Annotated in this window: 16 protein-coding genes and 1 pseudogene; 6 read left to right on the top strand and 11 right to left on the bottom strand. The window is 72.0% G+C overall.

Going from position 1 to position 24,830, the window contains the following annotated elements; all coding sequences use genetic code 11:
* Nucleotides 1-36 precede the first annotated feature (36 nt).
* Nucleotides 37-726 (top strand): helix-turn-helix domain-containing protein, encoded by a 690-nt coding sequence (locus ACQEXA_RS15600; protein ID WP_432934096.1) that lies wholly within the window; start codon nt 37-39, stop codon nt 724-726.
* Nucleotides 727-892: 166 nt separating this feature from the next.
* Here ACQEXA_RS15600 and ACQEXA_RS15595 read toward each other — a convergent pair whose 3' ends face one another.
* Entirely contained in the window at nt 893-1,285 is a 393-nt protein-coding gene (locus tag ACQEXA_RS15595) for a VOC family protein (RefSeq protein WP_432934098.1), read from the bottom strand.
* A gap of 73 nt (nt 1,286-1,358) precedes the next feature.
* Between ACQEXA_RS15595 and ACQEXA_RS15590 the strand changes: the two genes are divergently transcribed.
* Together ACQEXA_RS15590 and ACQEXA_RS15585 are read left to right on the top strand one after the other, a co-directional pair.
* Entirely contained in the window at nt 1,359-2,015 is a 657-nt protein-coding gene (locus tag ACQEXA_RS15590; RefSeq protein WP_432934100.1) for a ThuA domain-containing protein, read from the top strand.
* 206 nt (nt 2,016-2,221) lie between these two features.
* On the top strand, nt 2,222-3,847 hold the full coding sequence (locus tag ACQEXA_RS15585) for a carboxylesterase/lipase family protein (RefSeq protein WP_432934102.1): 1,626 nt from the start codon (nt 2,222-2,224) through the stop codon (nt 3,845-3,847).
* A 71-nt stretch (nt 3,848-3,918) separates the two neighbouring features.
* Here the strand turns inward: ACQEXA_RS15585 and mmuM are convergent, their stop codons facing one another.
* The 3 genes from mmuM to ACQEXA_RS15570 all read right to left on the bottom strand — a co-directional run bounded on the left by mmuM (nt 3,919) and on the right by ACQEXA_RS15570 (nt 12,038).
* A complete protein-coding gene (gene mmuM, locus ACQEXA_RS15580; protein WP_432934104.1) occupies nt 3,919-4,851 on the bottom strand; it encodes a homocysteine S-methyltransferase in 933 nt (310 codons plus the stop codon).
* A 75-nt stretch (nt 4,852-4,926) separates the two neighbouring features.
* On the bottom strand, nt 4,927-7,461 hold the full coding sequence (locus ACQEXA_RS15575) for a SpoIIE family protein phosphatase (protein ID WP_433134572.1): 2,535 nt from the start codon (nt 7,459-7,461) through the stop codon (nt 4,927-4,929).
* 296 nt (nt 7,462-7,757) lie between these two features.
* The gene (locus tag ACQEXA_RS15570) at nt 7,758-12,038 is read right to left on the bottom strand and encodes a HAMP domain-containing protein (protein ID WP_432934106.1); all 4,281 of its coding nucleotides are present in this window, start codon (nt 12,036-12,038) and stop codon (nt 7,758-7,760) included.
* A 762-nt stretch (nt 12,039-12,800) separates the two neighbouring features.
* Here ACQEXA_RS15570 and ACQEXA_RS15565 point away from each other — a divergent pair.
* Complete coding sequence (locus ACQEXA_RS15565) at nt 12,801-13,574, top strand: isocitrate lyase/PEP mutase family protein (RefSeq protein ID WP_432934108.1); 774 nt, start codon at nt 12,801-12,803, stop codon at nt 13,572-13,574.
* Here the strand turns inward: ACQEXA_RS15565 and ACQEXA_RS15560 are convergent.
* From ACQEXA_RS15560 to ACQEXA_RS15545, 4 genes are all read right to left on the bottom strand, one after another.
* On the bottom strand, nt 13,551-14,150 hold the full coding sequence (locus ACQEXA_RS15560) for a TetR/AcrR family transcriptional regulator (protein ID WP_432934110.1): 600 nt from the start codon (nt 14,148-14,150) through the stop codon (nt 13,551-13,553). The genes ACQEXA_RS15565 and ACQEXA_RS15560 overlap by 24 nt on opposite strands.
* A 104-nt stretch (nt 14,151-14,254) precedes the next feature.
* Nucleotides 14,255-15,685 carry a selenium-binding protein SBP56-related protein gene (locus tag ACQEXA_RS15555; RefSeq protein WP_432934112.1) on the bottom strand — a complete coding sequence of 477 codons (1,431 nt, stop codon included), beginning with the start codon at nt 15,683-15,685 and terminating at the stop codon, nt 14,255-14,257.
* A gap of 164 nt (nt 15,686-15,849) precedes the next feature.
* Complete coding sequence (locus ACQEXA_RS15550) at nt 15,850-16,044, bottom strand: DUF397 domain-containing protein (RefSeq protein ID WP_432934114.1); 195 nt, start codon at nt 16,042-16,044, stop codon at nt 15,850-15,852.
* Complete coding sequence (locus ACQEXA_RS15545) at nt 16,041-16,877, bottom strand: helix-turn-helix domain-containing protein (protein WP_359401873.1); 837 nt, start codon at nt 16,875-16,877, stop codon at nt 16,041-16,043. Before ACQEXA_RS15545 ends, ACQEXA_RS15550 begins: the two co-directional genes overlap by 4 nt.
* A 154-nt stretch (nt 16,878-17,031) precedes the next feature.
* Between ACQEXA_RS15545 and ACQEXA_RS15540 the strand changes: the two genes are divergently transcribed.
* Together ACQEXA_RS15540 and ACQEXA_RS15535 are read left to right on the top strand one after the other, a co-directional pair.
* A complete protein-coding gene (locus ACQEXA_RS15540; RefSeq protein ID WP_432934116.1) occupies nt 17,032-17,463 on the top strand; it encodes an ATP-binding protein in 432 nt (143 codons plus the stop codon).
* Between the two features lie 80 nt (nt 17,464-17,543).
* Nucleotides 17,544-18,811 (top strand): annotated as a pseudogene (locus ACQEXA_RS15535) (MFS transporter).
* 188 nt (nt 18,812-18,999) lie between these two features.
* On the opposite strand, the gene ACQEXA_RS15530 reads toward ACQEXA_RS15535, so the two are convergent.
* From ACQEXA_RS15530 to ACQEXA_RS15520, 3 genes are all read right to left on the bottom strand, one after another.
* On the bottom strand, nt 19,000-21,897 hold the full coding sequence (locus tag ACQEXA_RS15530) for a glycoside hydrolase family 2 TIM barrel-domain containing protein (RefSeq protein WP_432934120.1): 2,898 nt from the start codon (nt 21,895-21,897) through the stop codon (nt 19,000-19,002).
* Between the two features lie 92 nt (nt 21,898-21,989).
* Nucleotides 21,990-23,258, bottom strand: a complete 1,269-nt coding sequence (locus ACQEXA_RS15525; RefSeq protein ID WP_432934122.1) for an ROK family transcriptional regulator — start codon at nt 23,256-23,258, stop codon at nt 21,990-21,992.
* A gap of 130 nt (nt 23,259-23,388) precedes the next feature.
* Nucleotides 23,389-24,636: an FAD-binding protein gene (locus ACQEXA_RS15520; protein ID WP_433130413.1), complete on the bottom strand. Its 1,248-nt coding sequence runs from the start codon at nt 24,634-24,636 to the stop codon at nt 23,389-23,391.
* Nucleotides 24,637-24,830 lie beyond the last annotated feature (194 nt).

Here is a 24,830-nt window from a genome sequence, read left to right as displayed (position 1 = left end):
GCAAGCCCCGCTCGCCCGGGGCGTAGCCTGGCGGTCGTGTACGCGGAGAGGCCGTCACGGTTCACCGGAGCGGTGGTGTGGCACCGCACGCTTGAGCTCGCCGTGGTCCGGCCGGTGCTGCCCGACGGCTGCATGGACCTGCTGTGGACCGAGGGCAGGCTGCTGGTCGCCGGCCCGGACACGCACGCCTACCAGCCCGGGGGTCCGGCCGCGCGCTGGGCGGGCGTCCGCTTCCACCCCGGCACCGCCCCGGCCCTGCTGGGCGTTCCGGCGTACGAACTCCGTGACCGGCGCGTCGAGCTGGCCGATCTGTGGCCTGCTGCCGACGTGCGCCGGCTGACCGCGCGCGTGAACGCCGCCGCCGATCCCGCGACCGCGCTGGAGGAGATCGCGCTGGACCGGGCCGCGCTCTCGCCGGGCCCCGACCCGCTGCTCGGCGCGGTGGTCGCGGCCCTCGAAGCGGGCCGCTCGGTCGCCGCCACCGCCGATGAGCTGCGCATGGGTGCACGCCAGTTGCACCGCCGCTCACTCGCCGCGTTCGGGTACGGGCCGAAGACCCTGGCCCGTGTGCTGCGGTTGCAGCGGGCGCTGGCGCTGGCTCGGTCCGGGGTGTCCTTCGCCGAGACCGCGGCTCGCGCGGGCTTCGCGGACCAGGCTCATCTGGCCCGGGACGTACGCGAGTTGGCGGGGATGCCGCTGGGTGACCTACTGGCCCGCGGTCACTGAGGCGGAGAACGGACCGGTTCCTTGACCCGGGACCGAACGCAGGCCCCGCAGCACCTCGAGATCCCGCCCCTCTCACAGAGCCTGCAACAGCCGTAGTGGGCGACGCTGCTGCCGCGGCGACCTCGGTATCCCCGTCGATGCCGAGGTCGCTTGTCCTTGGAACAGCTCAGTGCAGGGTCGCGAACAGGTCGACGCCGTTGCCGTCCGGGTCGTGCACGACCGCGTACCGCATCCCCCACACGGCGTCCCACGGCTTGAGCTCGCCGTGGTGACCGGCACCCACCAGCTCCTCGTAGAGATGGTCCACCTCGGCGGGGGAGTCGCACCGGAAGGCGAGGGAGACCCGGCCGCCCCCGCTCGGCGGCTGCCAGCCGGTGTGGAAGGAACGGACGGTCTCCTCGGTGTCCAGGGCGAGCCGCAGCCCACCGGGCAGCTCCGCCTCGACGTGGGGCTGGCTCTCGGCGCCCTCGGGGAAGACGAGCCCGAGGCGGCGGTAGAAGGCGAGGGAAGCGGCCAGGTCGGAGACGACCAGGCCGATCACATCGAATCGTGGAGTCATGCGGCCACCGTAGGCAGCCGGCGGGGGACGAGTCTTGAAGGAATCGGACAGCACACGTCCCTAGGCTCAGGCCATGGCCTTCCGTGTCCTCGTGTACACCCGCACCACCGACTACCGGCACGACTCCATCCCGGACGCCGTCGCCGCCGTGGGTGCCCTCGGGGCCGCGCACGGCTTCACGGCCGACGCCACCGAGGACCCGGGCGTCTTCGCATCGGGCCTCGGCGCATACGCGGTGGTCGTCTTCCTCTCCACCACCGGCGAGGTCCTGACCCCGCCGGGACGCGTCGGGCTGGAGGCGTACATGCGGGACGGCGGCGGGTTCGTCGGTGTGCACGCGGCCGCCTGCGCCGAGGACGACTGGCCGTACTACGGCGAGCTGCTGGGCGCCCGGTTCGCCCGGCACCCCGACCTCCAGCCGGGCAGGGCGGTCGTCGAGGACCGAGGCCATCCGGCGACCCGGCACCTGCCCGCCGTGTGGGATTTCACGGACGAGTGGTACGACTTCCGTACCAGCCCGCGGGGTTCGGTGCGCGTCCTCGCCTCGGCAGACGAATCCTCGTACGAGGGCGCCGGGATGGGCGCGGACCACCCGCTGGTGTGGTGCCGTGAGCAGGGCGCCGGCCGGGTGTTCTACACGGCGCTGGGACACGCCTCCGAGGCGTACGAGGACCCGGACTTCCGCGCCCATCTCCTCGGCGGCATCCGCTGGGCGGCGCGGGCGGAGTAGGCGCCGTCCGCCGGTGCGCGTCACCGGCCGGCCACCTCGCCGCCGCCGGTCTCCTGTGTCCCGTGCGACGAAGGAGACCGTCGTGCCGAGGCGGATGTGGTCGCACTCTTGTCGGGACGCGCGGACGCCTTCTGTGCGGCTCGGCGATCCGGGAAAGTGATGTGATGCGGTGAAACGGGCAGTCCCCGGCGTGTGAGGAGAGCCGTATGGAGCGCGCGGACGAGGTGGCCGGCAATCCGGCGAGTGCATCGGACCCCGTGGTCCGCACCCCCCACGGAGCCGTGCGCGGCCGCTACGAACAGGGGGTCGCCGTCTTCCGCGGCATCCCTTTCGCCGCCCCGCCCTTCGGCGCGCACCGCTTTCGCCCGCCGGTCCCGCCCGAACCCTGGGACGGGGTACGGGACGCGGGCGCGTACGGGCCGACTCCGCCCAAGCCGCCGTACTCGGAGGCCTTCGCCCGCTATCTGAGCGACCCGGTGGTGGCCGGGGACGACTGCCTCAACCTCAACGTCTGGACACCGGACCCGAGCCCCGGCGCCCGGCTCCCGGTGATGGTCTGGATCCACGGCGGCGCCCTGACCCGCGGCTCCTCCGCCGTGCCCGTCTACGACGGCAGCGCCTTCGCCCGCGACGGTGTCGTGCTCGTGTCCTTCAACTACCGGCTGGGTGTGGAGGGTTACGGACTCTTCCCGGACGTTCCGCCCAACTCCGGGCTGCGCGACCAGCTCGCCGCGCTGGAGTGGGTGCACGATGCCATCGCCGCGTTCGGCGGCGATCCGGACCGGGTGACCGTGTTCGGCGAGTCGGCGGGCGCCATCAGCATCGGCGCCCTGCTGGTGAGTCCGCGCACCCGGGGGCTGTTCCACCGGGCCGTGCTGCAGAGCGGGCCGCCGGAGTCGACCGACCGGGACCGGGTCCGGCGTCTGGTGCGCCGCATGGCCACGAAGTTGAAGGTGCCGGCGACGGCGGCCGCCTTCGCCCAGGTGGACCGCACGGTGCTGGCCGACACCCAGGCGGAGGTGGGCCGCCGGGCCAGCCCGATCCTCGGCGGACCCGCCTTCGGGATCGTCGTGGACGGCGACCTGGTGCCGCGCGACCCGCTCGAAGCGCTGCTCGACGGTGCCGCCCGGGACATCCCCCTGCTCATGGGCTGGACCAGTGAGGAGCACCGGCTGTGGCTCGCGCCCACCGGGCTGATCGAGCGCATCGACAGACTCGGCGCGGTCGCCATGGCCGGCGCGATGGCCCGCTGCCACTGCGGCCCCGACGTCCCGCGCGGCTACCGCAACGCCCACCCGGACGCCCCCATTTCCGACCTGGTGGGCCAGATGGTCACGGACTTCCTGCTCCGCCGTCCCCTGCACCGCCTGGCCGGTTCCCGCGCGGGCGAGGGCGACGCGCCGTGCCATGTCTACGAGTTCGCCTGGCGCTCGGGTCTCCCCGGCCTCGGCGCCTGCCACGCGCTGGAGCTGGGCTTCGTCTTCGACAGCGCGGATGTGCCGGAAGCGGCGAAGCTCGCCGGCCCCGACGCGCCCCGCGCGCTCGCCCACGAGATGCACTCCGCATGGGTGCGCTTCGCGACGGACGGCGACCCGGGCTGGCCCGCATGGGACGAGAGCCACCCGGTGCGGATCTTCGGCGGCGACGGCGACCCGGTCGTGCACGGCCCCCGCGACGGCGAGATGGAGCTGTGGGAGACCGCGTCCACACCTCCGGCGCCGGCCTCCGCGCCGGGTGCGGGCAACGGTTCGATGCTGCGGGGCGCGGTGCCGCTGTCGGCGGTGCGCCGTCTGCGGCGGCCCGGGGGTGTGCGGCGCAGCGATGCGGAGTGACACGTGCGGCGGTGTTCCGGCGTCGGTGGCTCGGGCCGGGGCCGACGGGGTCCGAAGTGCCGCCGGGTGGCTCAGGCCGGGGTCGGCCGAAGCGTTTCGGCGATCGAGGCGATCTGCCGCGGGCCCACCCGGCAGCACCCCCCGATCAGCCGCGCCCCCACGTCGCGCCAGCCCGTGACCCGGGTCGTGGCGAAGGTGGTGCGGCCGTCCCAGGCGCGTGCCCGGGCGTCCCAGGTCTCTCCGCTGTTCGGGTAGACCACCACCGGCTTGCCCGTCACCCGCGCGGCCGTCTCGACAGCGGCGTCCACGTCCCCGGGCGCGCAGCAGTTGACGCCCACCGCGATCACCTCGTCCGCGTCGCCGGCCAGGGCGAACGCTTCCTGAAGCGGCTGTCCCGCGCGCGTGCGGTCGCCGGAGACGGTGTAGGACAGCCAGGCCGGTACGCCGAGCCCGCGTACCGCCCGCAGCAGCGCTTCGGCCTCGTCCGTGTCCGGGACCGTCTCCAGCGCCAGTACGTCCGGGCCGGCCGCGGCCAGCACCTCCAGGCGGGGGCGGTGGAAGGCCTCCAGCTCGGCGACCGTGCGGCCGTAGCGGCCCCAATACTCGGAGCCGTCCGCGAGCATCGCACCGTACGGTCCCGCGGACGCGGCCACCCACAGCGGCCGGCCGGCGCCCTTGGCACGCGCCCGATCCGCCGCCTCCCGGGCCAGGTCCACGCTCAGGGCCAGAAGACCCGCCGCCCGCTCGCGGTCGATGCCCCGCCGTGCGAAACCCTCGAACGTCGCCTGGTAGCTGGCCGTGATCGCCACGTCCGCGCCCGCCTCGAAGTACGCGAGGTGCGCCTCGGTGATCGCCTCCGGCCGCTCTGCGAGCAGCCGCGCCGACCACAGTGCGTCGCTGAGGTCGTGCCCGGCGGACTCCAGCTGGTTGGACATGCCGCCGTCGAGGACGAGGGTCCCGCCGGCCAGGGCGTCGGCGAGGGCGGGAGCGGTGTTGCCGGTCATGTCATGACGCTAGTCGATGCACGGGCGGCCGCCCCGGGGATGTCCAGCACGTGGGCGTGCGGCCCGCCCTGCCGGTCAGGCGACCCGGATGCCCACGATGCAGGTGTCGTCGTCCGTGTCCGACTTGCTGTAGGTGAGCAGCCGGTCCAGCTGCTGGTCCAGCGTCGGGGGCACCGTACGCGCGGCGGTCAGCAGCTGGGCGAGCGACTCCTCCACGGACCGGTCACGGCGCTCGATCAGGCCGTCCGTGTACATCAGCAGGGTGTCGTCGACGGCGAACTGGACCTCGTGCTCCGCGTACGCCGCCTCGGCCACGGCCCCGAGCAGCAGCCCCTTGACCAGGGGCAGCGTGGCCGCCTCGCCGCCGCGTACCAGGACGGGCGGCAGATGGCCCGCCCTGGCCCACCGCAGGGTGTGGCGGTCCGGGTCGTACAGGCCGCAGACCGCCGTGGCGGTGACGGCGCCGGTCAGATGGTGGGCCACCATGTTGAGCCAGGACAGCAACTGGCCGGGTCCCGCACCCGTCACGGCGAGTCCGCGCAGCGCGTTGCGCAGCACGACCATGCTGGTCGCCGCCTCGATGCCGTGTCCTGCCACGTCGCCCACGCTCACCAGCACCAGTCCGGACGGCAGGAGGACCGCGTCGTACCAGTCACCGCCGACCAGTTGTTCCGTCTCCGCGGGCCGGTAGCGCACCGCCACCTGGAGGCCGGGAGCCTCCAGCGGCGCCTGCTCCGGAGGCATGATGGCCTGCTGCAGCTGGAGGGTGAGCCGGTTGCGTTCGCTCGCCTGCTGCTCGGTGTGCGCGAGCTGGTCACGGGTCGCGGCGAGCGCGACCTCGGTCCAGTGCTGGGCGGAGATGTCCTGGTAGGCGCCGCGCACCACGAACAGGCGGCCGGCGGAGTCGAGTACGGGCTCGGCCACTACGCGCATATGACGGGTCACCCCGTCGGGACGCTGCAGCCGGAAGGCGGTGGACGCGGGCCGCCGCTGGTGGAGCAGGGTGCGCAGGAACCTGCCGATGGCGACGGCGTCGTCGGGGTGGGCGTGGGCGGGCAGGTCCTCCAGCGGCACCGGGGAGCCGGACGTGGGCTTGCCGTAGAGGCTGAAGAGCTGGCCGTTCCAGGTGATCTCGCCGGTGAGCAGGTTCTCCTCGAAACCGCCGATGCGGCCGAGGCGCTGGGCGTGCTGGAGCAGGCTCGCGAGACGTGCCGTCTCGTCCTCGATGCGCCAGATGAGCAGGACGCTGCCGCCGTGCCGGCTGACGTTGATGTCGGCCACCGCCGCCAGCGGCACATCGTCCACCAGTGCGGTGAGCCGCATGCGGTGGGCGCGGAAGGGCTCGCCCGTGGCGTAGACGCGCTCGACCCGGTCGAAGAGCTCGCACTCCCCGGCGGCCATCGGATAGGCCTCGAGCAGCAACGCACCGTTGACGACGCCGCGCGGCCGGCCCGCGGGGTCGAGGAACCGGCTGTTGACATGCTGGATCCGGAAGTCGACGAGCTCGCCGTCGGCGTCGAGGTGCGGCAGCAGCACAAGGGCGGGGTCGTGCAGCCCGTCCGCCAGGTCCATCAGCTCCGCGACGTCGGGCAGGACGCGGGGCCTCGGGGTGCCGTCGGGGTGCTGGAGCGCGTAGGTCTCCAGGGTGTGGGCGCACAGCTCGGCCAGCGCCTCGACCTGACGCACTATCTGCGGGGGCTGCGGATCAAGCGGGACCGGCCAGGCGATCTCCAGTACGCCGTGGATCCGCCCGCCGGTGCCGGCCGGCAGGGCGACCCTGCCGCCGTCGGGGTGGTGGTGCTGGCCGATGGAGGGCACACCGGTCCGGGACAGGGAGCCGATCCACTGCCCGGCGCGCTCGGCGAGACCGCGACGCGCCACGGTCGTCACACCCGGCGGCACGTACCGCCAGCGTGCGGCCTCGGCCGAGGAGAAGCCGGCACTGCCGGCCAGCGTGAGCGAGCCGTCGGACCCGGCGGCCCAGATGGCGACGGCCACCGCACCGAGCGGAGTCAGGGCGTGCTCCAGCAGGGAGTCGGCGACGGCCTGTGTGTCGTGCGCGGCGAGCGCCCCGCTCTCGGCGGCCCGCAGCCGTACGGCGGAGGACTCGCCCGCCGGCCCGTCGCCCGCTTCGGATCCCTCCTCGTCGCGGGCCTCGGTGGCGACGGCCAGAAAGGCGGCGGCGACCTCCGACAGACGGTCCCGCGAGGCCTGGTTGATGACGTCGACCGCGAATTCGAGGGGGGTCACACCCGCCTGTTCGGTCAACTCGGCGAGCTGCCAGGCCGCTTGTACCGGTCCGCAGCGCAGCCGTTCGACCAGGATGCCCTTGGCGAGTTCGATGAGGGCCCGACCGTCCGCCTCGGCCTGCGCCGCCCGCACCTCGCGGCGCAGCCGCTCCACGGTCGCGGCGAGCCTGCCCACGGGAGTGGCCGACCGGTGCCCGTCCTCATCGACGACCCCGGCCCCGTCCACCCCGTCGGCACGTACCGACTCCGCGCCGACGGAGGCCACGGCGACGGACCCGATGCCGATCAGCGCGGTGCCTGTGGTGTATCCGGTCTCGGCCGGGGCGACGAGACCGTGCCGTGTGCCTGCCGGAGCCGGCATGCCCGGATCGCCCTCGGCCGGGCCGAGGGCTTCCTGTTCCGTGCCGGCCCGGGCCAGCCCTCCTCGCCCGGTCGGCGCCCCGTGGTCGCCGCCCGCCTGGGTGGCCGCGGGTGCCTCGGAGCCCGCCGAGCCGGCCGTGGCCTGCTCGGTGCCCGCCGGGTGCGGCCCCGTCTGCTCGGGCGGTTGTTCGGGATTGGTCACGGTCGGCCCGTTCCTCGGCTCGGGCGTACGGGGACGCCACGCGGAGGGCGCCGGTCGGCGCCCGGTCGGCTGGTGCGCACTGCGGGTGTCCCCCCTCAGACGCGCAGCCAGCGTCGGACACAGGCGATGAGGTCGTTCGTGTCGACGGGCTTGGTGACGTAGTCGTTCGCACCCGACGCGAGGCTCTTCTCCTGGTCGCCCGGCATCGCCTTCGCGGTCACGGCGATGATGGGCAGGTCCGCGTACTGGGGCATCTTGCGGATCTCGGAGGTGGCGGCGTAGCCGTCCATCTCCGGCATCATCACGTCCATCAGGACCACCGCGATGTCCGGGTGGGCGAGCAGCGTCTCGATGCCCTTGCGGCCGTTGTCCGCGTGCAGCACCTGGAAGCCATGGAGCTCCAGGATCCCGCTGAGCGCGAAGAGGTTGCGCGCGTCGTCGTCGACGACGAGCACCGTACGGCCGAGGAACGCGTCGTCCACCGGCTGCGCGGCCGCGTGCTGCGGCTCGTCGGCGCGGACCAGGGACAGGACGTCTCCCGGCTCCTCGGCCGACAGATGCAGCGTGATGTGCTCGCGCAGCTCGTCCAGACTGGACAGGAAGTCCAGCGGCCGGCCCCCCGAACGGGAGCGCAGGTCGTGTTCCTGGGCCGGGTCCACCCGGTGCCCGCTGTGGACGAGCACGGGAACGCTGGCCAGCGCGGAGTCGCCCTGCATGGCCTCCAGGAACCGCGCGCCCTCGTCGTCCGGCATGCCGAGTTCCAGGACGACGCAGTGGCAGGGCTCGGCGGCCAGTGCGCTCGCCGCCTCCTGCGCGCCCACGACGGTGATGATGTCGATCGACCCGCGCGGGTCACCGCTTTCGCGATCGTGCGCTATGTCGGTGACGGCGCTCTCCGCGACCAGGGTCAGCAGACCGCGCGGGCGCTCCTCGACGACCAGCAGGCGGCGCCGCCGCTGCCCGGTCGCGCCCGCCGGGGCGTACTCCGCCCGCGGCACCGGCACCACCTCGGAGGGGACCCCGGACTCGGGCTGTTCCGCGGGCCGGCCGCCGCCGTCCACCTGCTCCTCGAAGTCGGCGCGCGCCACGGGCAGATACAGCGTGAACGTGCTGCCCTGACCGGGTGTGCTCTCGACCGTGACGGCACCGCCCAGCAGATGGGCGATCTCCCGGGTGATCGACAGACCGAGGCCGGTGCCCCCGTACTTGCGGCTGGTCGTCCCGTCCGCCTGCTGGAACGCCCCGAAGATCGTCTCCAGCTGCTGGCGGGGGATGCCGATCCCGGTGTCCTTCACTCTGAACGCCACGATGGTGCTGCCGCGGTGGACGCCGGCGGGCACCTCCGGGTCGGCGGCCGGTTCGATGCAAAGCTCCACGCTTCCCTGCTCGGTGAACTTCACCGCGTTCGAGAGCAGGTTGCGCAGGATCTGCCGCAACCGGGAGTCGTCGGTGAGCAGGTCGGCCGGGGCGCCCGGCGCGGTGGTCACCGTGAACTCCAGGCTCTTCTGCGTGGTCATCGGCCGGAACGTCGCCTCGACATACTCGAGCAGCTGCCGCAGCGAGACCCGCTCGGGGGAGACGTCCATCTTCCCGGCCTCGACCTTCGACAGGTCGAGGATGTCGTTGATCAGCTGCAGCAGGTCCGATCCGGCGGAGTGGATGATGCCCGCGTACTCGACCTGCTTCGGGGTGAGGTTGCGCGACGGGTTCTGCGCGAGCAGCTGCGCGAGGATCAGCAGGCTGTTGAGCGGGGTGCGCAGCTCGTGGCTCATGTTGGCCAGGAACTCGGACTTGTACTTGGAGGCCAGCGCCAGTTCCTGGGCGCGGGTCTCCAGTTCCTGCCGGGCCTGCTCGATCTGCAGGTTCTTGGCCTCGATGTCGCGGTTCTGCGAGGCCAGCAGGGACGCTTTCTCCTCCAGCTCGGCGTTGGAGCGCTGCAGTTCGTCCTGTTGGACCTGCAACTCCTCGGAGCGTGCCTGGAGTTCGGCGGTCAGCCGCTGGGACTCCTCCAGCAGCTCGTCGGTACGGGCGTTGGCCACGATGGTGTTGAGGTTGACGCCGATGCTCGGCATCAGCTGGCCCAGGAAGTCCTGGTGGATCTGGGTGAAGCGGGTCACGGAGGCCAGTTCGATGACGCCGAGCACCTGGTCCTCGACCACGATCGGCAGCACCGTCAGGGCGGTCGGCACGACCTGGCCGAGCCCGGAGGAGATGGTCACGTAACCCGGCGGAAGCTCTTCCACGCTGATGGCGCGGTGGTTGCGCGCGGCCTGCCCGACCAGCGAGCGGCCCACGGGGATGCGGGCGGGCCGCTCGGCGTCGTCGGGGTATCCGTAGGAGCCCACGAAGCGGAGTTCGGCCCCGCGATCGGTCTCCTCCGCGAGATAGAAGGCGCCGTACTGCGCCGACACCAGGGGCGCCAGCTCGTCCATGATCAGCTCGGCGACGACAGGCAGTTCGCGGTGGCCCTGCATCAGGCCGGAGATCCGGGCGAGGTTGGTCTTCAGCCAGTCCTGCTCCTGGTTGGCCCGCGTGGTCTCGCGCAGGGACCCCACCATGGAGTTGATGTTGTCCTTGAGCTCGGCGACCTCGCCGGAGGCCTCCACGGTGATCGAGCGGGTCAGGTCGCCCTCGGCGACGGCGCTCGCGACCTCGGCGATCGCGCGGACCTGCCGGGTGAGGTTCCCGGCCAGTTCGTTGACGTTCTCCGTCAGCCGCTTCCAGGTGCCCTCGACGCCCTCGACCTCGGCCTGCCCGCCGAGCCTGCCCTCACTGCCCACCTCGCGGGCGACGCGGGTGACCTCGGCGGCGAACGACGAGAGCTGGTCCACCATCGTGTTGATGGTGGTCTTGAGTTCGAGGATCTCGCCCCGGGCGTCGACGTCGATCTTCTTCGACAGGTCGCCGTTGGCCACCGCGGTCGTCACCAGCGCGATGTTGCGCACCTGGCCGGTGAGGTTGTTGGCCATCGAGTTGACGTTGTCGGTGAGATCCTTCCACGTACCCGCCACGTTCGGCACGTGCGCCTGTCCGCCGAGCCGGCCCTCGGTACCGACCTCGCGGGCCACACGGGTGACCTCGTCGGCGAAGGCGGACAGCGTGTCGACCATCGTGTTGATGACGTCGGCGAGCGCGGCGACCTCGCCCTTGGCCTCGACCGTGATCTTCTGCGACAGGTCGCCGCGCGCCACGGCGGTGGCGACCTGGGCGATGGAGCGGACCTGACCGGTCAGGTTCGACGCCATCACGTTGACGTTGTCCGTCAGGTCCTTCCAGGTGCCGGAGACACCCCGGACGATGGCCTGCCCGCCGAGATTGCCCTCGGTGCCGACCTCGCGGGCGACGCGGGTGACCTCGTCGGCGAAGGCGGAGAGCTGGTCGACCATCGTGTTGATGGTGTTCTTGAGTTCGAGGATCTCGCCGCGGGCGTCGACGGTGATCTTCTGGGAGAGGTCGCCCTGGGCGACCGCGGTGGCCACCTGGGCGACGTTGCGGACCTGGGCGGTGAGGTTGCCCGCCATGAAGTTGACGGAGTCGGTCAGGTCGCGCCAGGTGCCCTTCACGCCCTTGACGTCCGCCTGTCCGCCGAGGCGCCCCTCGGTGCCGACCTCGCGGGCGACGCGGGTGACCTCGTCGGCGAAGGCGGAGAGCTGGTCGACCATCGTGTTGATGGTGTTCTTGAGTTCGAGGATCTCGCCGCGGGCGTCGACGGTGATCTTCTGGGAGAGGTCGCCCTGGGCGACCGCGGTCGTCACCTGGGCGACGTTGCGGACCTGGGCGGTGAGGTTGCCCGCCATGAAGTTGACGGAGTCGGTCAGGTCGCGCCAGACACCGCCGACGCCGGGCACCTGGGCCTGACCACCGAGCCGGCCCTCGCTGCCGACCTCGCGGGCGACGCGGGTGACCTCGTCGGCGAAGGCGGAGAGCTGGTCGACCATCGTGTTGACGGTCTCCTTCAGCTGAAGGATCTCGCCGCGCGCCGGCACGTCGATCTTCTGTGACAGATCGCCCTTCGCCACCGCCGTGGCCACCTGGGCGATGTCACGGACCTGGGTGGTGAGATTGCCGGCCATGGCGTTGACCGAGTCGGTGAGATCGGCCCAGGTGCCCGAGACCCCCGGCACCTCCGCCTGCCCGCCCAGCGTGCCCTCGGTGCCCACCTCGCGGGCCACACGTGTCACTTCCGAGGTGAAGACGGACAACTGGTCCACCATGCCGTTGAACACGGTGGCGATGTCGCCGAGCAGGCCTTCGCCGTCGGACGGCAACCTCGTGCCGAAGTCGCCGTCCCGTACGGCGGTCAGTCCTGCCAGCAGCTGACGTAGCTCCTGCTCACCCGGCGCCCGTTCCACGGTGTCGATCGTCTTGCTGCTCATCAGCACCCTCGTTCCGCTCCCCAAGAGCCCTCGCACCGAGGACTCGGAACCGCGCCGGGTCCGCGAATGGCCCCGCTCATCGCCCCCACATTTCCGCAGATCACGGATATGCCAGATGAGAAAATCGATCGCAGGTTAGCTCAGTTGTCGTGTGACAACCAAAGCAGCTGGCAAAGATGCCGGCTCGCCGAGTCAGTATGGCCGCGAGGTGCATGCCCACGCGGAGTTTGGGGTACTCGCCCGAGTTTTATCCGCGGCCGCGCGTCACCCGTCCGGCCGACAGCGATGCGGCGACGGCCGCCGGCCACCTCCCGCCGACCGGTCCTGCGCCGGGACCGGAGCCCCGCCGGACGCGCCGGCCGGCCATCTCCCGGACGAGAAGCGGCAGATGGCGCGTTCGTTCTTCGCTGGGCGACGGGGTACGTGGGTCTGGTGTGCGAGGCGCCAGTGGCGCAAGATCTGATACCGGAGGGTGTTTCACGTTGACGGCGGCCCCTCCGGCGGAGGCCGTGCCTCCGGGCGTACGAGTCCGTCCACAGCCCCTGGGGCGTCCCGACCGGAACCGGGGCGTCCCAGGTTCGCGTCGCCCGCGACCGCAGCGACACTTCGGCGGGCACCGAACCAAGGGGCCCCTACGGTGGGGCACATGACCGAGTCCGCACCGCCCCGACCCGCCGACGTCGGCACCGCCGTGATCGGCCACGTCCTCGCACTCGCGGCCGGCAGGCGGCCCTGTTACCCCGCCGCAGGGGGTGATCCGTCGTGACCGCCTTCGCCGATCTCCACCACGCCGACGAGCCGCTCCTGCTGCCCAATGCCTGGGACCACGCCTCCGCGGCCGCCCTCGCCGACGCGGGGTTCGGGGCGATCGGCACGACGAGCCTCGGCGTCGCGGCTGCCGCCGGACTGCCGGACGGGGCCGCGGCGACCCGCGAGGCGACCCTGCGGCTGGCACGCGGGCTGGGCACCGGCCACTTCCTCCTGTCCGTCGACGCCGAGGGCGGCTTCAGCGAGGACCCGGAGCAGGTGGCGGAGCTGGCCCGCGAGTTGCGCTCGGCCGGGGCCGTCGGCATCAACCTGGAGGACGGGCTCGGTCCCGCCGCGGTGCACGCCGCCAAGATCGCCGCCGTCAAGTCCGCCGTGCCCGACCTCTTCGTGAACGCCCGCACCGACACGTACTGGCTCGGCGACGGGGATCCGAGGGACACGCGCAGCCGCCTCGACGCGTACCGGCAGGCGGGGGCGGACGGCGTGTTCGTCCCGGGTCTCGCCGAACCGCAACACATCGCGGAACTGGTTCGGTCCGTGGAGGTCCCGCTCAACATCCTGTACTCGCCCAGCGGACCGTCCCTTCCGCAGCTCGCCGACCTGGGCGTGCGCAGGGTCAGCCTCGGGTCCCTCCTCTACCGCCAGGCCTTGGGCGCCGCGGTGGCAGCGGCGAAGACCGTCCGCTCCGGCCACCGGCCCGAAGGTACGGCCCCGTCGTACGACGAGGTGCAGGCCCTGGTCCCGTCACGCCCGGAGGCCCGGGGCTGACGACGTGGTCCCACGGGGCCAGTGCTCCAGTGCCACATGTAGGGCGTCGACGGCCTTGTCCCAGGACGCCTGGACGTCACGGGGCGCACCGAAGCCGCCAGCGGCCTCCAGCGCGCAGTAGCCGTGGAAGGTGCTGCGCAGCAGGCGCACGGCATCCGTGAGGTCGGGTTCCTCGAGGCCGTAGGCGCGGAGCATCCCGTAGGTGATCTCGGCGGTGCGGCGCAGGGCGGGGGAGTCGGCGACGAGGGACTGGTCGACACGGATCTGGGTGGCCGCGTACCTGCCCGGGCGTTCCAGCGCGTAGGCCCGGTAGGCGTCGGCGAAGGCGGCCAGCGCCTGCTTGCCCGCGCGCCCGGCGACCGCCGCGGCAATCCGGTCGATCATCTCGCCACCGGCCAGCAGTGCCAGCCTGGTGCGCAGGTCCTGCAGGTTCCTGACGTGCGAGTAGAGGCTTGCGTCCTTCACCCCGAAGTGCCGCGCCAGTGCGGAGAGCGTGACCTGCTCGAAGCCGACTTCGTCCGCGAGGTCGGCCGCCGCCTCGACCACCCGCTCGACCGTGAGCCCGGCACGGGGCATGGGTGTGGCTCCTTACCTAGCGTTCCCAGGCGGAAGCCTAGCCCCGGCCGAATGCGGCTGGTCCCGCCGGGATGAGAACGTAAACAGGCGTTCGAGTGGTGGCTTCAGCGGCGGTAGCAGTACGAATCCGAGGAGGCGTCGCCGCCTTGCAGGCGCGTCTGGTGCACGCGCAAGCCGAGGAAGTCCGCGCCGTGCGGGAAGAAGCGGCTGTCGACCGAGAGCCCGCCGTGCGAGGTGTCGGCGTCGAGTTTGACCATCCACGGGTCGATGCCCGCGGGATAGAACTGCGCGTCCCAGGCGGAGTACAGGGAGTTCGTCAGGTACACGCGCCGCCCGTCGCGGCTGACCTCGACCATCTGCGCGCCGCCGGTGAGCGGAACGTCCGGCTCGGCGGGATGCGGCTGCCGGCTGACGACGCCGCCAAGGCGCACGGACGAGGTCTGCCGCGGATGGAAGGGGTCGCTCACGTCGTACTGGAGCAGATCGCCGGTTCCCCACGCGGATACGTACAGCCACCGGTCGTCCACCGACAGGTCGATGTCGGTGATGCACGGGAGCACGGCGCCGAACGGCTGCAGCGCCGGGGGCAGGTCCTCCGTCTGCGCCGGCTCGGCGGGGACGGTGATCACCTTGCGGACCACGTAGTCCTCGCCCTCCCGGTTCCACAACCACACCGACGCCGACAGGTCCTCCACGTTGACCACGGTGTTCGCGAACCCCCACGTCGCCTCGGGGTCGTGCGCGGGACGCAGCTCCAGCACCATCTGGTTCTCGTCCCCCAGATCGACGCGCTGCAGGTGCCGGCCGGAGTCCAGCTCCCAGAAGTGCAGTGAGTGGCCGTACCGGCGGCTCAGCAGCAGTTCGGGGACGAGGCCGTCCTCGATCATCGAGGGAGTCCCCCACTCGCTGGTCACGGCGATGTTCTGGCGCAGATGCCACCAGACGTCGTAGGCGAACCACTGCGGTCCGCGGTCGCTCTCCCAGGCCCGCAGCACGTCGAAGCTCTCGTGGTCCAGCAGCGCGACGCCGCCGGGCCCGTCCGCACCGTCCGCGCCGCCCAGGCAGGACAGGAACACTCCGTCGGGGCCACAGTGGAGGGTGTGCGCACGGGAATATCCGGCCTTGGCCGCCAACTCCTCGGGCTCGACCACCTTGACCAGGCGGGGGCGGGCGGGATCAGGACCGGTGTCGAAGACGTGCAACCGGGAGGAGCGCAGTCCTGGGACGATGAGGTAGCGCCGCGCCGCGTGATGATGACCGGCGTGCGCCAGCGCGCTCGAGCAGGCGTTCCAGCCGAAGTGATGCAGTTCGTTGCCCAGGTCGGGCAATGCGGCGTGGGAGGTCACGCGGCCGTATTCGGGGGATCCGGGGTCGGTGACGACGGTGAACAACGCGTCCGCGCGCTGTGCGGTCGGGTCGAAACCGACGACATAGGCGAGCGTCTCCGGGGGCGCGGCGATGGCGTCCGCCGGAGAGCGGTACAAGGTGGGATCCCTGTGCTCGTCGCGGTCCTGGGGCTGATCGGTCGTCGTCATGGCTGTTCCTTCTCCCGAACGGGAGCCTGGAACCCGGGGGACCCCTGAGAGGCAGCCGGGCTCACCCGGCCGAGATCGATGTGCGGAAGCCGGACATATGTCCCATAAGCCAGCGTTTCACAGCCCCGAAGCACTGCCAAGCCGGGTCCGCGACGTGCCCGAGGCTAGCGTGCGCAGTCCGCGCCGATGTGCCGGCAGAACTCGGCCCAGGCGGTGGGGGCGAGGGTGAGCCGGGGGCCGGCGATGTCCTTGGAGTCGCGGACGTGGACGGTGGTGGGGCAGAGGGCTACTTCTACGCAGTCGCCGGAGTCATCGCCGCTGTAGCTGCTTTTGAACCAGGCAAGTTCAGTGGTGCTCATAGCGCTCCTCGCATCCGCTGCAGCAGGCTCCGGGAATCCTCCGGAGTGAGAGCCTGTGAACGCAGTTTCGCATAGCGCATGTGCAGCACACTGATCGTTTTCGGGTTGACGATGAACTGACTGCTCTCCTGGCCCTCTAAGTAGGCGAACCACTCGTTCTCGGGAGTCTCCGCCAGCCGGATCGGTCCGTTCAGCCCGGCATGCACGTCGCGGTCCATCGGCATCAACTGAAGCTCGACATTGCGCAGTTCCGTCGACTCCAGCACGTGGTCGATCAACTCGCGGGTGACCTCGACCCCGCCGGTCCGCCGTTCGAAGACGTACTCCTCGACGATGAAACTGAACGCGGTACCGGGCCGTTCGGCGAGCAGCGACTGCCGCTCCAGACGAGCGGTGACCATCGCCTCGATCTGCGAGTCGGTGAGCAGCGGCAGGCGCTCGCTGAACAACCTCCGCGCATACGCCTCCGTCTGCAACAGGCCCGGCACCAACCGGCTTTCGAACGTGTAGAGGCTGATCGCCTGCTCCTCCAGTTCCGCCCACTGCCGGAACCAGGACGCCAGCCCCTTCTCCCGTCCCACGTGCTTGTACGCACCCTTCAGCGCGCCGAAGGCGTCCAGTACCTGTTCGGCCCGTTCGACGAACACACGGGGTGGGAAGCGGCGTCCCTGTTCGATCGACGCGACCGTCGAGGGCTGGTACCGCACAAGCGGCGCGTACTCCTCCTGCGTGAGACCCGCGCGCCTGCGGAATGCCTTGTGGACCGCGCCGAAGCCTTTCAGACTGTCGGACGATTCCGGCTCGTTCGTGGTGCCGATGGTGCTGTCGGTCATGCCGGGAACCCCCGAATGCAGTGGTGCCTACCGCGCCAAGTCCCTTATGGTCACGCACCGTTACACACACTGTCCACCGCGTGAACTCGTACGGGTCGCAGCGTACGAGTGCCGTACCTGGTTGGACGCGGGTGATCTCGGGGACTTTTGGGTCATGTGCGCAGAACCACGACTCCATGAGCCCGTCACCGTACGTACGTTCACTCAGCTCTTCAGCAGTACACCGAGGGGTGCCCGGCTCGCGCGGCGGCTGGTCGCCCATCGCATGGACGTGTGGGGGTTTCCGTACGACGGGGGCGCGGGCGAGATCGTGACCCTGGTCGTTGCCGAACTCGCGGCCAACGCCGTGCGGCACGGGCGTGTGCCCGGGCGGGACTTCCGTCTCCGGCTGGTCCTGCGCGACGGGGTCGTACGCGTCGAGGTGGCCGACGGGCGGACGGAACGGCTGCCCGTGCTCCGGAAGTCGCGCGGCGAGGAGGGCGGGTACGGTCTGATGCTCGTCTCCGCGGTCGCCGAGCGGTGGGGCGTGGAGCCGCGGGTCGGCTGTGCGTACAAACTGGTCTGGGCGGAGGTGAGGGTCGCGTGAGCCCGAAAACCCCGTGGGGCGCGCCGGTCCGGTCGGCGTACGGTGGTGCGTCTTGATCGTTCGGCGGGACGGGGCCAGGGATGTCGGGTGACCCAGAGGTGCGGGCGAAACGGCCGGCGCAGGACAGGCGAGGGCCGGGGCGCAGCCGTGACTTCCGGATCTTCTGGGCCGCGCAGACCCTGTCGTTTCTCGGGGACTCCTTCGCCCTGATCGCGCTGCCCCTGCTGGTGCTGGAGGCCACCGGGTCCGTCGCCCGGATGGGGCTGTTGACCGCGGTCGGCGGGGCCGCGTCGGTGCTGGCGGGCGTCTTCGCCGGCGTGGTGGTGGACCGGGTGGACCGCAGGAAGCTGCTGATCGCCTGCGACCTGGTCAGGATGGTGCTGTACGCGCTGATTCCGCTGCTGTGGCTCGCCGGGCCGCGCATATGGCTGCTGTACGCGGTGCTGCCCGTGTGCGAGGCCGTCGGCATGCTGTTCGCGGTCGGGTACGTCACCGTCGTACGCCAACTGGTCGACCCGGAGCGGATCACCGCCGCCAACGGCCGGCTGAACGCGACCGCCGCGGCGGCGGGGTGGCCGGTCCGCTGGGCGCGGGCGTCGTGGCCGCATGGGCGGGTCCGGCCGCCGCGGTCGCGGTGGACGCGGCGAGTTTCGGGGTGTCGGCGCTGTGCCTCTGCTTCGTGCGGTTCGGGCGGGCCGTACCGCCCGAACCGGCGGCGGCCGGACGGCGGCTGTGGCGTGACCTGCTCGCCGGAGTGTCCTTCCTGCGCAGTCACCGGGTGCTGCGGGCCCTGACGGTGCTGCTGTCCCTGTTCAGCTTTCTGGAACTGGGCCTGAACGACCTGCTCATCTACCACCTCAAGCACGACCTCGGACAGAGCGACGGCACTGTCGGCACCGTCCTCGCCGTCGGTGCGTTCGGCTCGATCACCGGGGCTCTGCTGGTCGCCCGGATCCGGCGCGGGCTCGGTTTCGGCCCCACCTGGATCGGCGCGGTCACCGTCTGCGGCTGTGCGATGGCCGGCATCGGCTGGGCGCGCGACGTGCCGGCCGTCGCCATCCTGATGGCGGCGTTCGTCGGCGGCGGCAGCATCGCGGGAACGTGCTCCATGTCCCTGCGCCAGCAGGTGACCCCCGAGCATCTGCTCGGCCGGGTCACCTCGGCGTTCTGGACCATCCACTACTCCGCGGCCCCGATCGGCGCGGCCGTGGTCACCTGGGCGGCCCAGCACCATGGCACGGCGCCGGTGGGCGCGGTTGCCGGCGCGGCGTGCGTGGGCATCGCGGCACTGGGCCTGTTCACCCCGGTGAGCGCTCGCCACCCGGAGGTGGCCGCCGAGGCCGCTTGAGGATGGGCCCGGCCCTCACCCGTTCCCCCCGTACGCGACCCGGGCACCGGCCCTCCCGGCCTGGGCGAGCGGCCAGGTCGGCGACGGGAAGCCGGACGGCCAAGGCCAGGAATGCCGCGGCTCACGACGGGCCCGCGGCCGGACGGCTGAAGCACCGTCCGGCCGCGGATGGCCCATGGCCGTGCCGGTCAGCCGATCTCGGAGAAGACGAAGGAGAACTCCGTGGGCTCCGCCCGCAGGAAGTACTGCGGCAGTGGGCCCGGACCGCACGACTGCGAGCCGATGCCGTGCTGACCGTGGTCGAGGTTCACCCACACCGTGTCACCCGCGACGAGGTCGGTGAGGTGACGGGCGGCGTCCAGTTGTTCGCTGGTCCAGCGCCGGGCGCTGAACCAGAACTCCGGGTCGCCCTCGATCCTGAGGCCGCCGATCTCCGCCCAGCGGACGTCGGCACGGGCGCCGTTCTCCTGCGGTCGTACGTACGGCGTCTGCAGCCCGTCGACCGTGGACTCCCAACGGCTGAGCAGCGAGGCGGCCTTGGTGTCCGGGTACCCCTCGCCGGGGCCGCCGCCGAACCACCGCACACGGTCCGCCGAGCCGGCCAGCCCGAAGCGGATCCCGAGCCGCGGCAGCGGCACCGTCCAGTCGCCCTCCGGGGCCACGGACACGGTCAGCCGCAGCCGGTCCCCGTCCGACGTCCAGCGGTACACCGTGGCGAAGCCCAGCTCCCGGGCGGCGGGCGCGACCCGGGTGCGCACGGTCAGCGCGTCGCCGCTTCGTTCCACCCCGTCCAGGCGGTGCCGCATGCGGTGCAGACCGAGCTTGCGCCACAGCAGTCCGTTGCGGGTGTCGCTCTGCCACGCCGCGCCGTCGTCGTTGTCGGTGGGCGCCCGCCACACATCCAGGCGCAGACCGGTCACGTCCACCGCGCCGACGGACGTCAGCGCGCCCGTGCGGGCGTCGAAGGTGGCCGGGCCGAGTGTGATGCGGCCGTCGCCGGGGACCGGGCCCGCACTCCGGGCGACCCGTACCGCCGGGCGGGCGGTCACGGGGAACTGGCCCCAGGCCACCTCGTGGCCCTTCGGTCCCCACTCGGTGCCGGACGCCAGCAGCGCCCGTACCGTCCACTGCGTCTCACCGGCGCCGGTCTCCGGCGGCTCGGGGAGTTTCACGTCCGCCCACTCGCCCGGCGCGAGCGTGGGCACCGGCAGCGTGCCCGACTCGACCGTCTCCCCGTCGAGTTGATAGGACCATTCGAAGGTGAGAGCGGAGAGGTCGGCGAAGTCGTACGCGTTGCGGACCCGTACGGTCCCCTCCGGCCCCCATTCCTCGATCCGGACCGGTTCGACGACCTTCTTGTACTCGATCAGGCCCGGCGAGGGCCTGCGGTCCGGGAACAGCAGCCCGTCGCAGACGAAGTTCCCGTCGTGCAGCTCCTCGCCGAAGTCACCCCCGTATGCGAAGCCGTACCGCTCGTCCTTGATGCCGTGGTCGATCCACTCCCAGATGAAACCGCCCTGGAGCCGGTCATGGCTCTCGAAGAGCCGCTGGTAGTCGGCGATGCCGCCGGGGCCGTTGCCCATCGCGTGCCCGTACTCGCAGAGGATGAAGGGGAGTTCACGGCGTTTGAGGGTGCCGCCGTCCAGCCCCTGGCCGATCCTCTCCACCTCGCCGTGGTAGGCGTACATCCGCGAGTACATGTCCGTGTCACGGCAGTCGATGTCGCCCTCGTAGTGGACGAGCCGCGAGGAGTCCCGGCCGTGGATCCACTCGGCCATCGCCGTCAGGCCCCGGCCGGTGCCGGCTTCGTTGCCCAGGGACCAGACGACGACCGAGGGGTGGTTCTTGTCCCGTTCGACCATGCGGGCGGCGCGGTCCAGGAGCGCCGGGGTCCAGCGGTCGTCGTCGACCGGGTTGTCGCGCCAGGCCTGCTCGACGAAGCCGTGGGTCTCCAGGTCGCACTCGTCGATCACCCAGAGGCCGTATTCGTCGCACAGATCCAGGAAGGCGGGGTGCGGTGGGTAGTGCGAGGTGCGTACGGCGTTGACGTTGTGCCGCTTCATCAGCAGGACGTCCTCGCGCATGGTCTCCGGATCGAGGGCGCGGCCCTTCTCCGGGTGCCACTCGTGCCGGTTGACACCCTTGAAGAGCACCGGCCTTCCGTTGACCTTGATCAGGCCGTCCTCGAGTACGACCGTGCGGAAACCGATCCGCAGCGGCACCCGTTCGCCCTCGGTGACCAGTTCGCCGTGGTACAGCCTCGGGGTCTCCGCGGTCCACGGCTCGACGGCGACGGTCACGGGTTCGCCGGTCGCGACGTCGATGCCGAGGGCGGGCACGGCGACCCGGCCGTCCACGTCCGAGTCGACCCTCAGCGTGCCCTCGCCGGACCGGTGGTCGTACGAGGCGTGCACGAAGAAGTCCAGGACGCAGCCCGCCGGGCGGTGCAGCAGCGTGACATCGCGGAAGATGCCCGGCAGCCACCACTGGTCCTGGTCCTCCAGGTACGAGCCCGCGGACCACTGGTGGACGCGGACCGCGAGCACATTGCCGCTCGGCTTGAGCAGATGCCCGGCGGCGAACTCGTGCGGCAGCCGGGAGCCCTTGAACTCGCCGAGTTCCGTGCCGTTCAGCCATACGCGGGCGCACGACTCGACGCCGTCGAAGCGCAGCACCGCCCCGCCGTCCGACGGCCAGTCGTCCGGCAGGTCGAAGACGCGGAGATGGTCACCGGTCGGGTTCTCGGTCGGCACGCGCGGCGGGTCGACCGGGAAGGGGTAGAGGTGGTTGGTGTAGATGGGGGACCCGAACGAGCCGTCGCCCTGGAGGACCCAGTGGCCGGGCACCGAGAGCTCCGCCCAGTCGGCCGCGTCGAATCCGGGAGCGGCGAACGAGTCGTCCTCGGCGTCGGCCGTGGCCGACAGCCGGAAGCGCCAGCTGCCGTTGAGGGAGAGGGATGTGGCGTCGGAGGACGCGTACCGGGCGCGCGGCGGCAGGGCACCGCTGCCCGGCGAGACGTCCTCTACGTAGTCGTTGACCGAGTGCGGCGAAGAAGCCGGGAGTCCGGGGGAGCTGCGGAAGGACATCGTTCTCCTGGTTCGTTGTGCGACGTCAGGAATGCCGAAGGCGACGGAGTGCGAGACACCCGGAGGCGGCCCGCTGCGACCTCCGCACCCCCTCACGAAGGCGATGCGGCAGGCCTCCTTGCGGGGGCGGTGCGGTCGGCGGACTGCGCTGTTCCTCTGCGGGATGTGCCGGCCGGCTGGAGCGCCCCTTCGAGGGCGAAGGTCGCGGCCCCGAGGCACACCGGGTCGGTGGGGATGGGGGACAGGACGATCTCGGTGGCGGCGAAGGGCCGGCGCAGCGCGCGCCGCTCGACGGCCGCGCGCACCTCGGTCAGCAACGGCTCGCCGAGCGCGGCGGCGACCCAGCTGCTGAGCACGACCACCTCCGGATTGAGGAGGTTGACGAGGTCGGCGATCCCGGCGCCGAGGTAGCGGCCGGTGTCCTGGAGGACCTTGAGCGCGACCGGGTCCTCGGCGGCGGCCGCGCGGGCGAGCGCGTCGATCGTGGCGGTCTGGTCCTCGGGGTGCAGCAGCGGGCTGCCCGGGCTGAGCTCCCGCAGGTTCAGCATGATGCCGGGCGCCCCGACGTAGGTCTCCACACAGCCGTGGTCGCCGCAGTGGCACAGCCGCCCGTCCAGCACCAGCGTGGTGTGTCCCCACTCGCCGGCGCTGTTGCTGACGCCGCGGTGCGGCCCGCCGCCCAGTGCGAGCCCGGCTCCGACGCCGGTGCCCAGATTGACGACCACGGCGTCCCCGCGTCCACGGGCCGCCCCGAACCACAGCTCGGCGACCGCGCAGGCGCGCAGCGGACTGTCCAGGTACAGGGGGTGGGCGATGTGTTCGGCGAGCAGGTCGAGCAGCGGAACGTCGTGCCAGTCCCAGTTGTGGGCGTACTCGCAGACCCCGCGGTCCCGGTCCACCTGGCCCGGCACGCTGACACCGACGCCGAGCACGCGGGACCCCTCCACCCGGGCCCGTTCGACCACCGAGCCGACCGCCGCCGCCACATGACCGACGACCTGCTCGGGGCGTCTCTCGCCGGGACGCATGTCCTCGTCCGCGCGGGCCAGCATGTTCAGGGCCAGGTCGAACAGCTCGACACGCACGTATGTCTCCGCGATGTCGACGCCGATCAGGGCGCCCCCGGAGGCGTTGACGGCGACCAGTCCGCGCGGCCGGCCGCCCGCCGAGTCCTCGAACCCGACCTCGGTCAGCATCCCGAGGTCGAGCAGCTCGCCGACGAGCGTGGCGACCGTGGCCAGACTGAGCCCGGTGGCTGCCGCCAGCTCCTGCCGGGAGGTGGGGGAACGGGCGATGATCTGGCGCAGTACCTCGTAGCGGTTCGCGGTGCGGATGTCGCGTGAGGTGCGCTTGGCGGACACGTTCCCTCGGTCCCTCCGGGCCCGGCGGGGCCCAGTGCCCCGGCCGGCGCGAGCCTATGCCGGGGACGGCCTTTCTACAAGGGGTTAGGAAAGGGGCTGTACGAAGCGCAGGTCGCCACCGGCGCCGCCCTCACAGAAGCTCGAGGGCGCTGCGGACGAACGCGTTGCGGAACTTGCCGGAGGGGTCCAGCTCCACCGCCGACGCGGTGAAGTCGCCGAGCCGGGGGTAGCGCTCGCCGAGCACCCGGGCGGGCACGGTGAACACCTTGCCCCAGTGCGGCCGGGGCGCGAAGGCGTCCAGCGCCTGCTCGACCAGGCGCACCACGGGCAGGACGGCCGCCGTGTCCTTGACCCAGGTGAAGTGCACCGCCACGGTGTCCCGCCCGTAGGACGGACTCAGCCACTGCGTGTCGGCGGCGACCGTGCGCACTTCGCAGGTCTGGAGCACGGGGGCCACCGTGCCGCGGACGGCGTCGAGGGCGTGCAGCGCGTCGAGGGCGCAGGAGCGCGGCATCAGATACTCCGACTGCAGTTCGGTGCCGCTGCTCGGCATGAAGTCCGCCCGGAAGTGGGGCAGCCGCTCGTGCCAGGGGCCGGCCACGCCGAACTGCTGGGTGCAGTTGACCGCGGGCATGCCGGGTACGGGGTGCAGCGCCTCGGTGGCCGGCGCGGCCCACGGGAAGTCCGGCAGCGGCTGGTCGGTGCGCCGCTTCAGCCACACCTGCCGGAAGCCCGGCTCCCGCCAGTCCGTGAACAGGCTCACGCTGTACGCCGTTCCGGCGACCGTCTCGAAGTCCAGTCCTTGCAGGGGGAGCTCGGTGAACACGTGCTGCTCGACCTCGTAGTCCGGCTCCAGGGCGAGGGTGAGCGCGGTGACCACACCGAACGCGCCGAGCGAGGTCACGGCGCCGTCGAAGTGTCTCTCGCCCCGGGCGATGCGCACCGTGGAGCCGTCGGCCGTGACCAGCTCCACCTCGCGCACCGCCGAGGCGAGCGAGCCGTTGGCGATCCCCGAGCCATGGGTGCCGGTCGCGACCGAACCCGCGACCGAGATGTGCGGCAGCGAGGCCATGTTGTGCAGTGCGAGCCCGTGCCGGTGCACCACGCGGGCGAGCTCGGCGTACCGGACGCCTCCGCCGACCCGTACGGTGCGGGCCGCGGTGTCGACCTCGACCTCGGACGGCAGATCGGCCAGCGAGAGCAGCACCCCGTCGACGCCCGCCTCGGCGATGTCGTTGAACGAGTGCCCGCTGCCCAGGACCCGTACATGCGCGCTGTCCGCGACGAGGGAACGCAGCGCGTCGAGCGACCGCGGGCGGTGCAGCTCCTTCGCGGCGTAGGTGATGTTGCCCGCCCAGTTGGTCACGGTTTCGGTCATTCCGTCGTCCCTCCCCGTGGCCCGCGGCCACGCACACGCAGTCACCTGGAACCTACATCGACCACCTATGAGGCGCCGCCGCCCGCTCCCGGACATCGCCGTTCCGGCGCACATCGCACGGCACGAGGGGACCCGGCACCGCCGGCGGACGGGCGGGGGCATACCGTGAGTAGTCGAACGCCTGAGCCGGGAGG

This window comes from Streptomyces sp. CA-106110, assembly GCF_050936285.1.
Classification (GTDB): Bacteria; Actinomycetota; Actinomycetes; order Streptomycetales; family Streptomycetaceae; genus Streptomyces.
The sequence above is the reverse complement of the archived record's forward strand: the minus strand, read 5'-3'. Positions and strand labels throughout refer to the sequence as shown.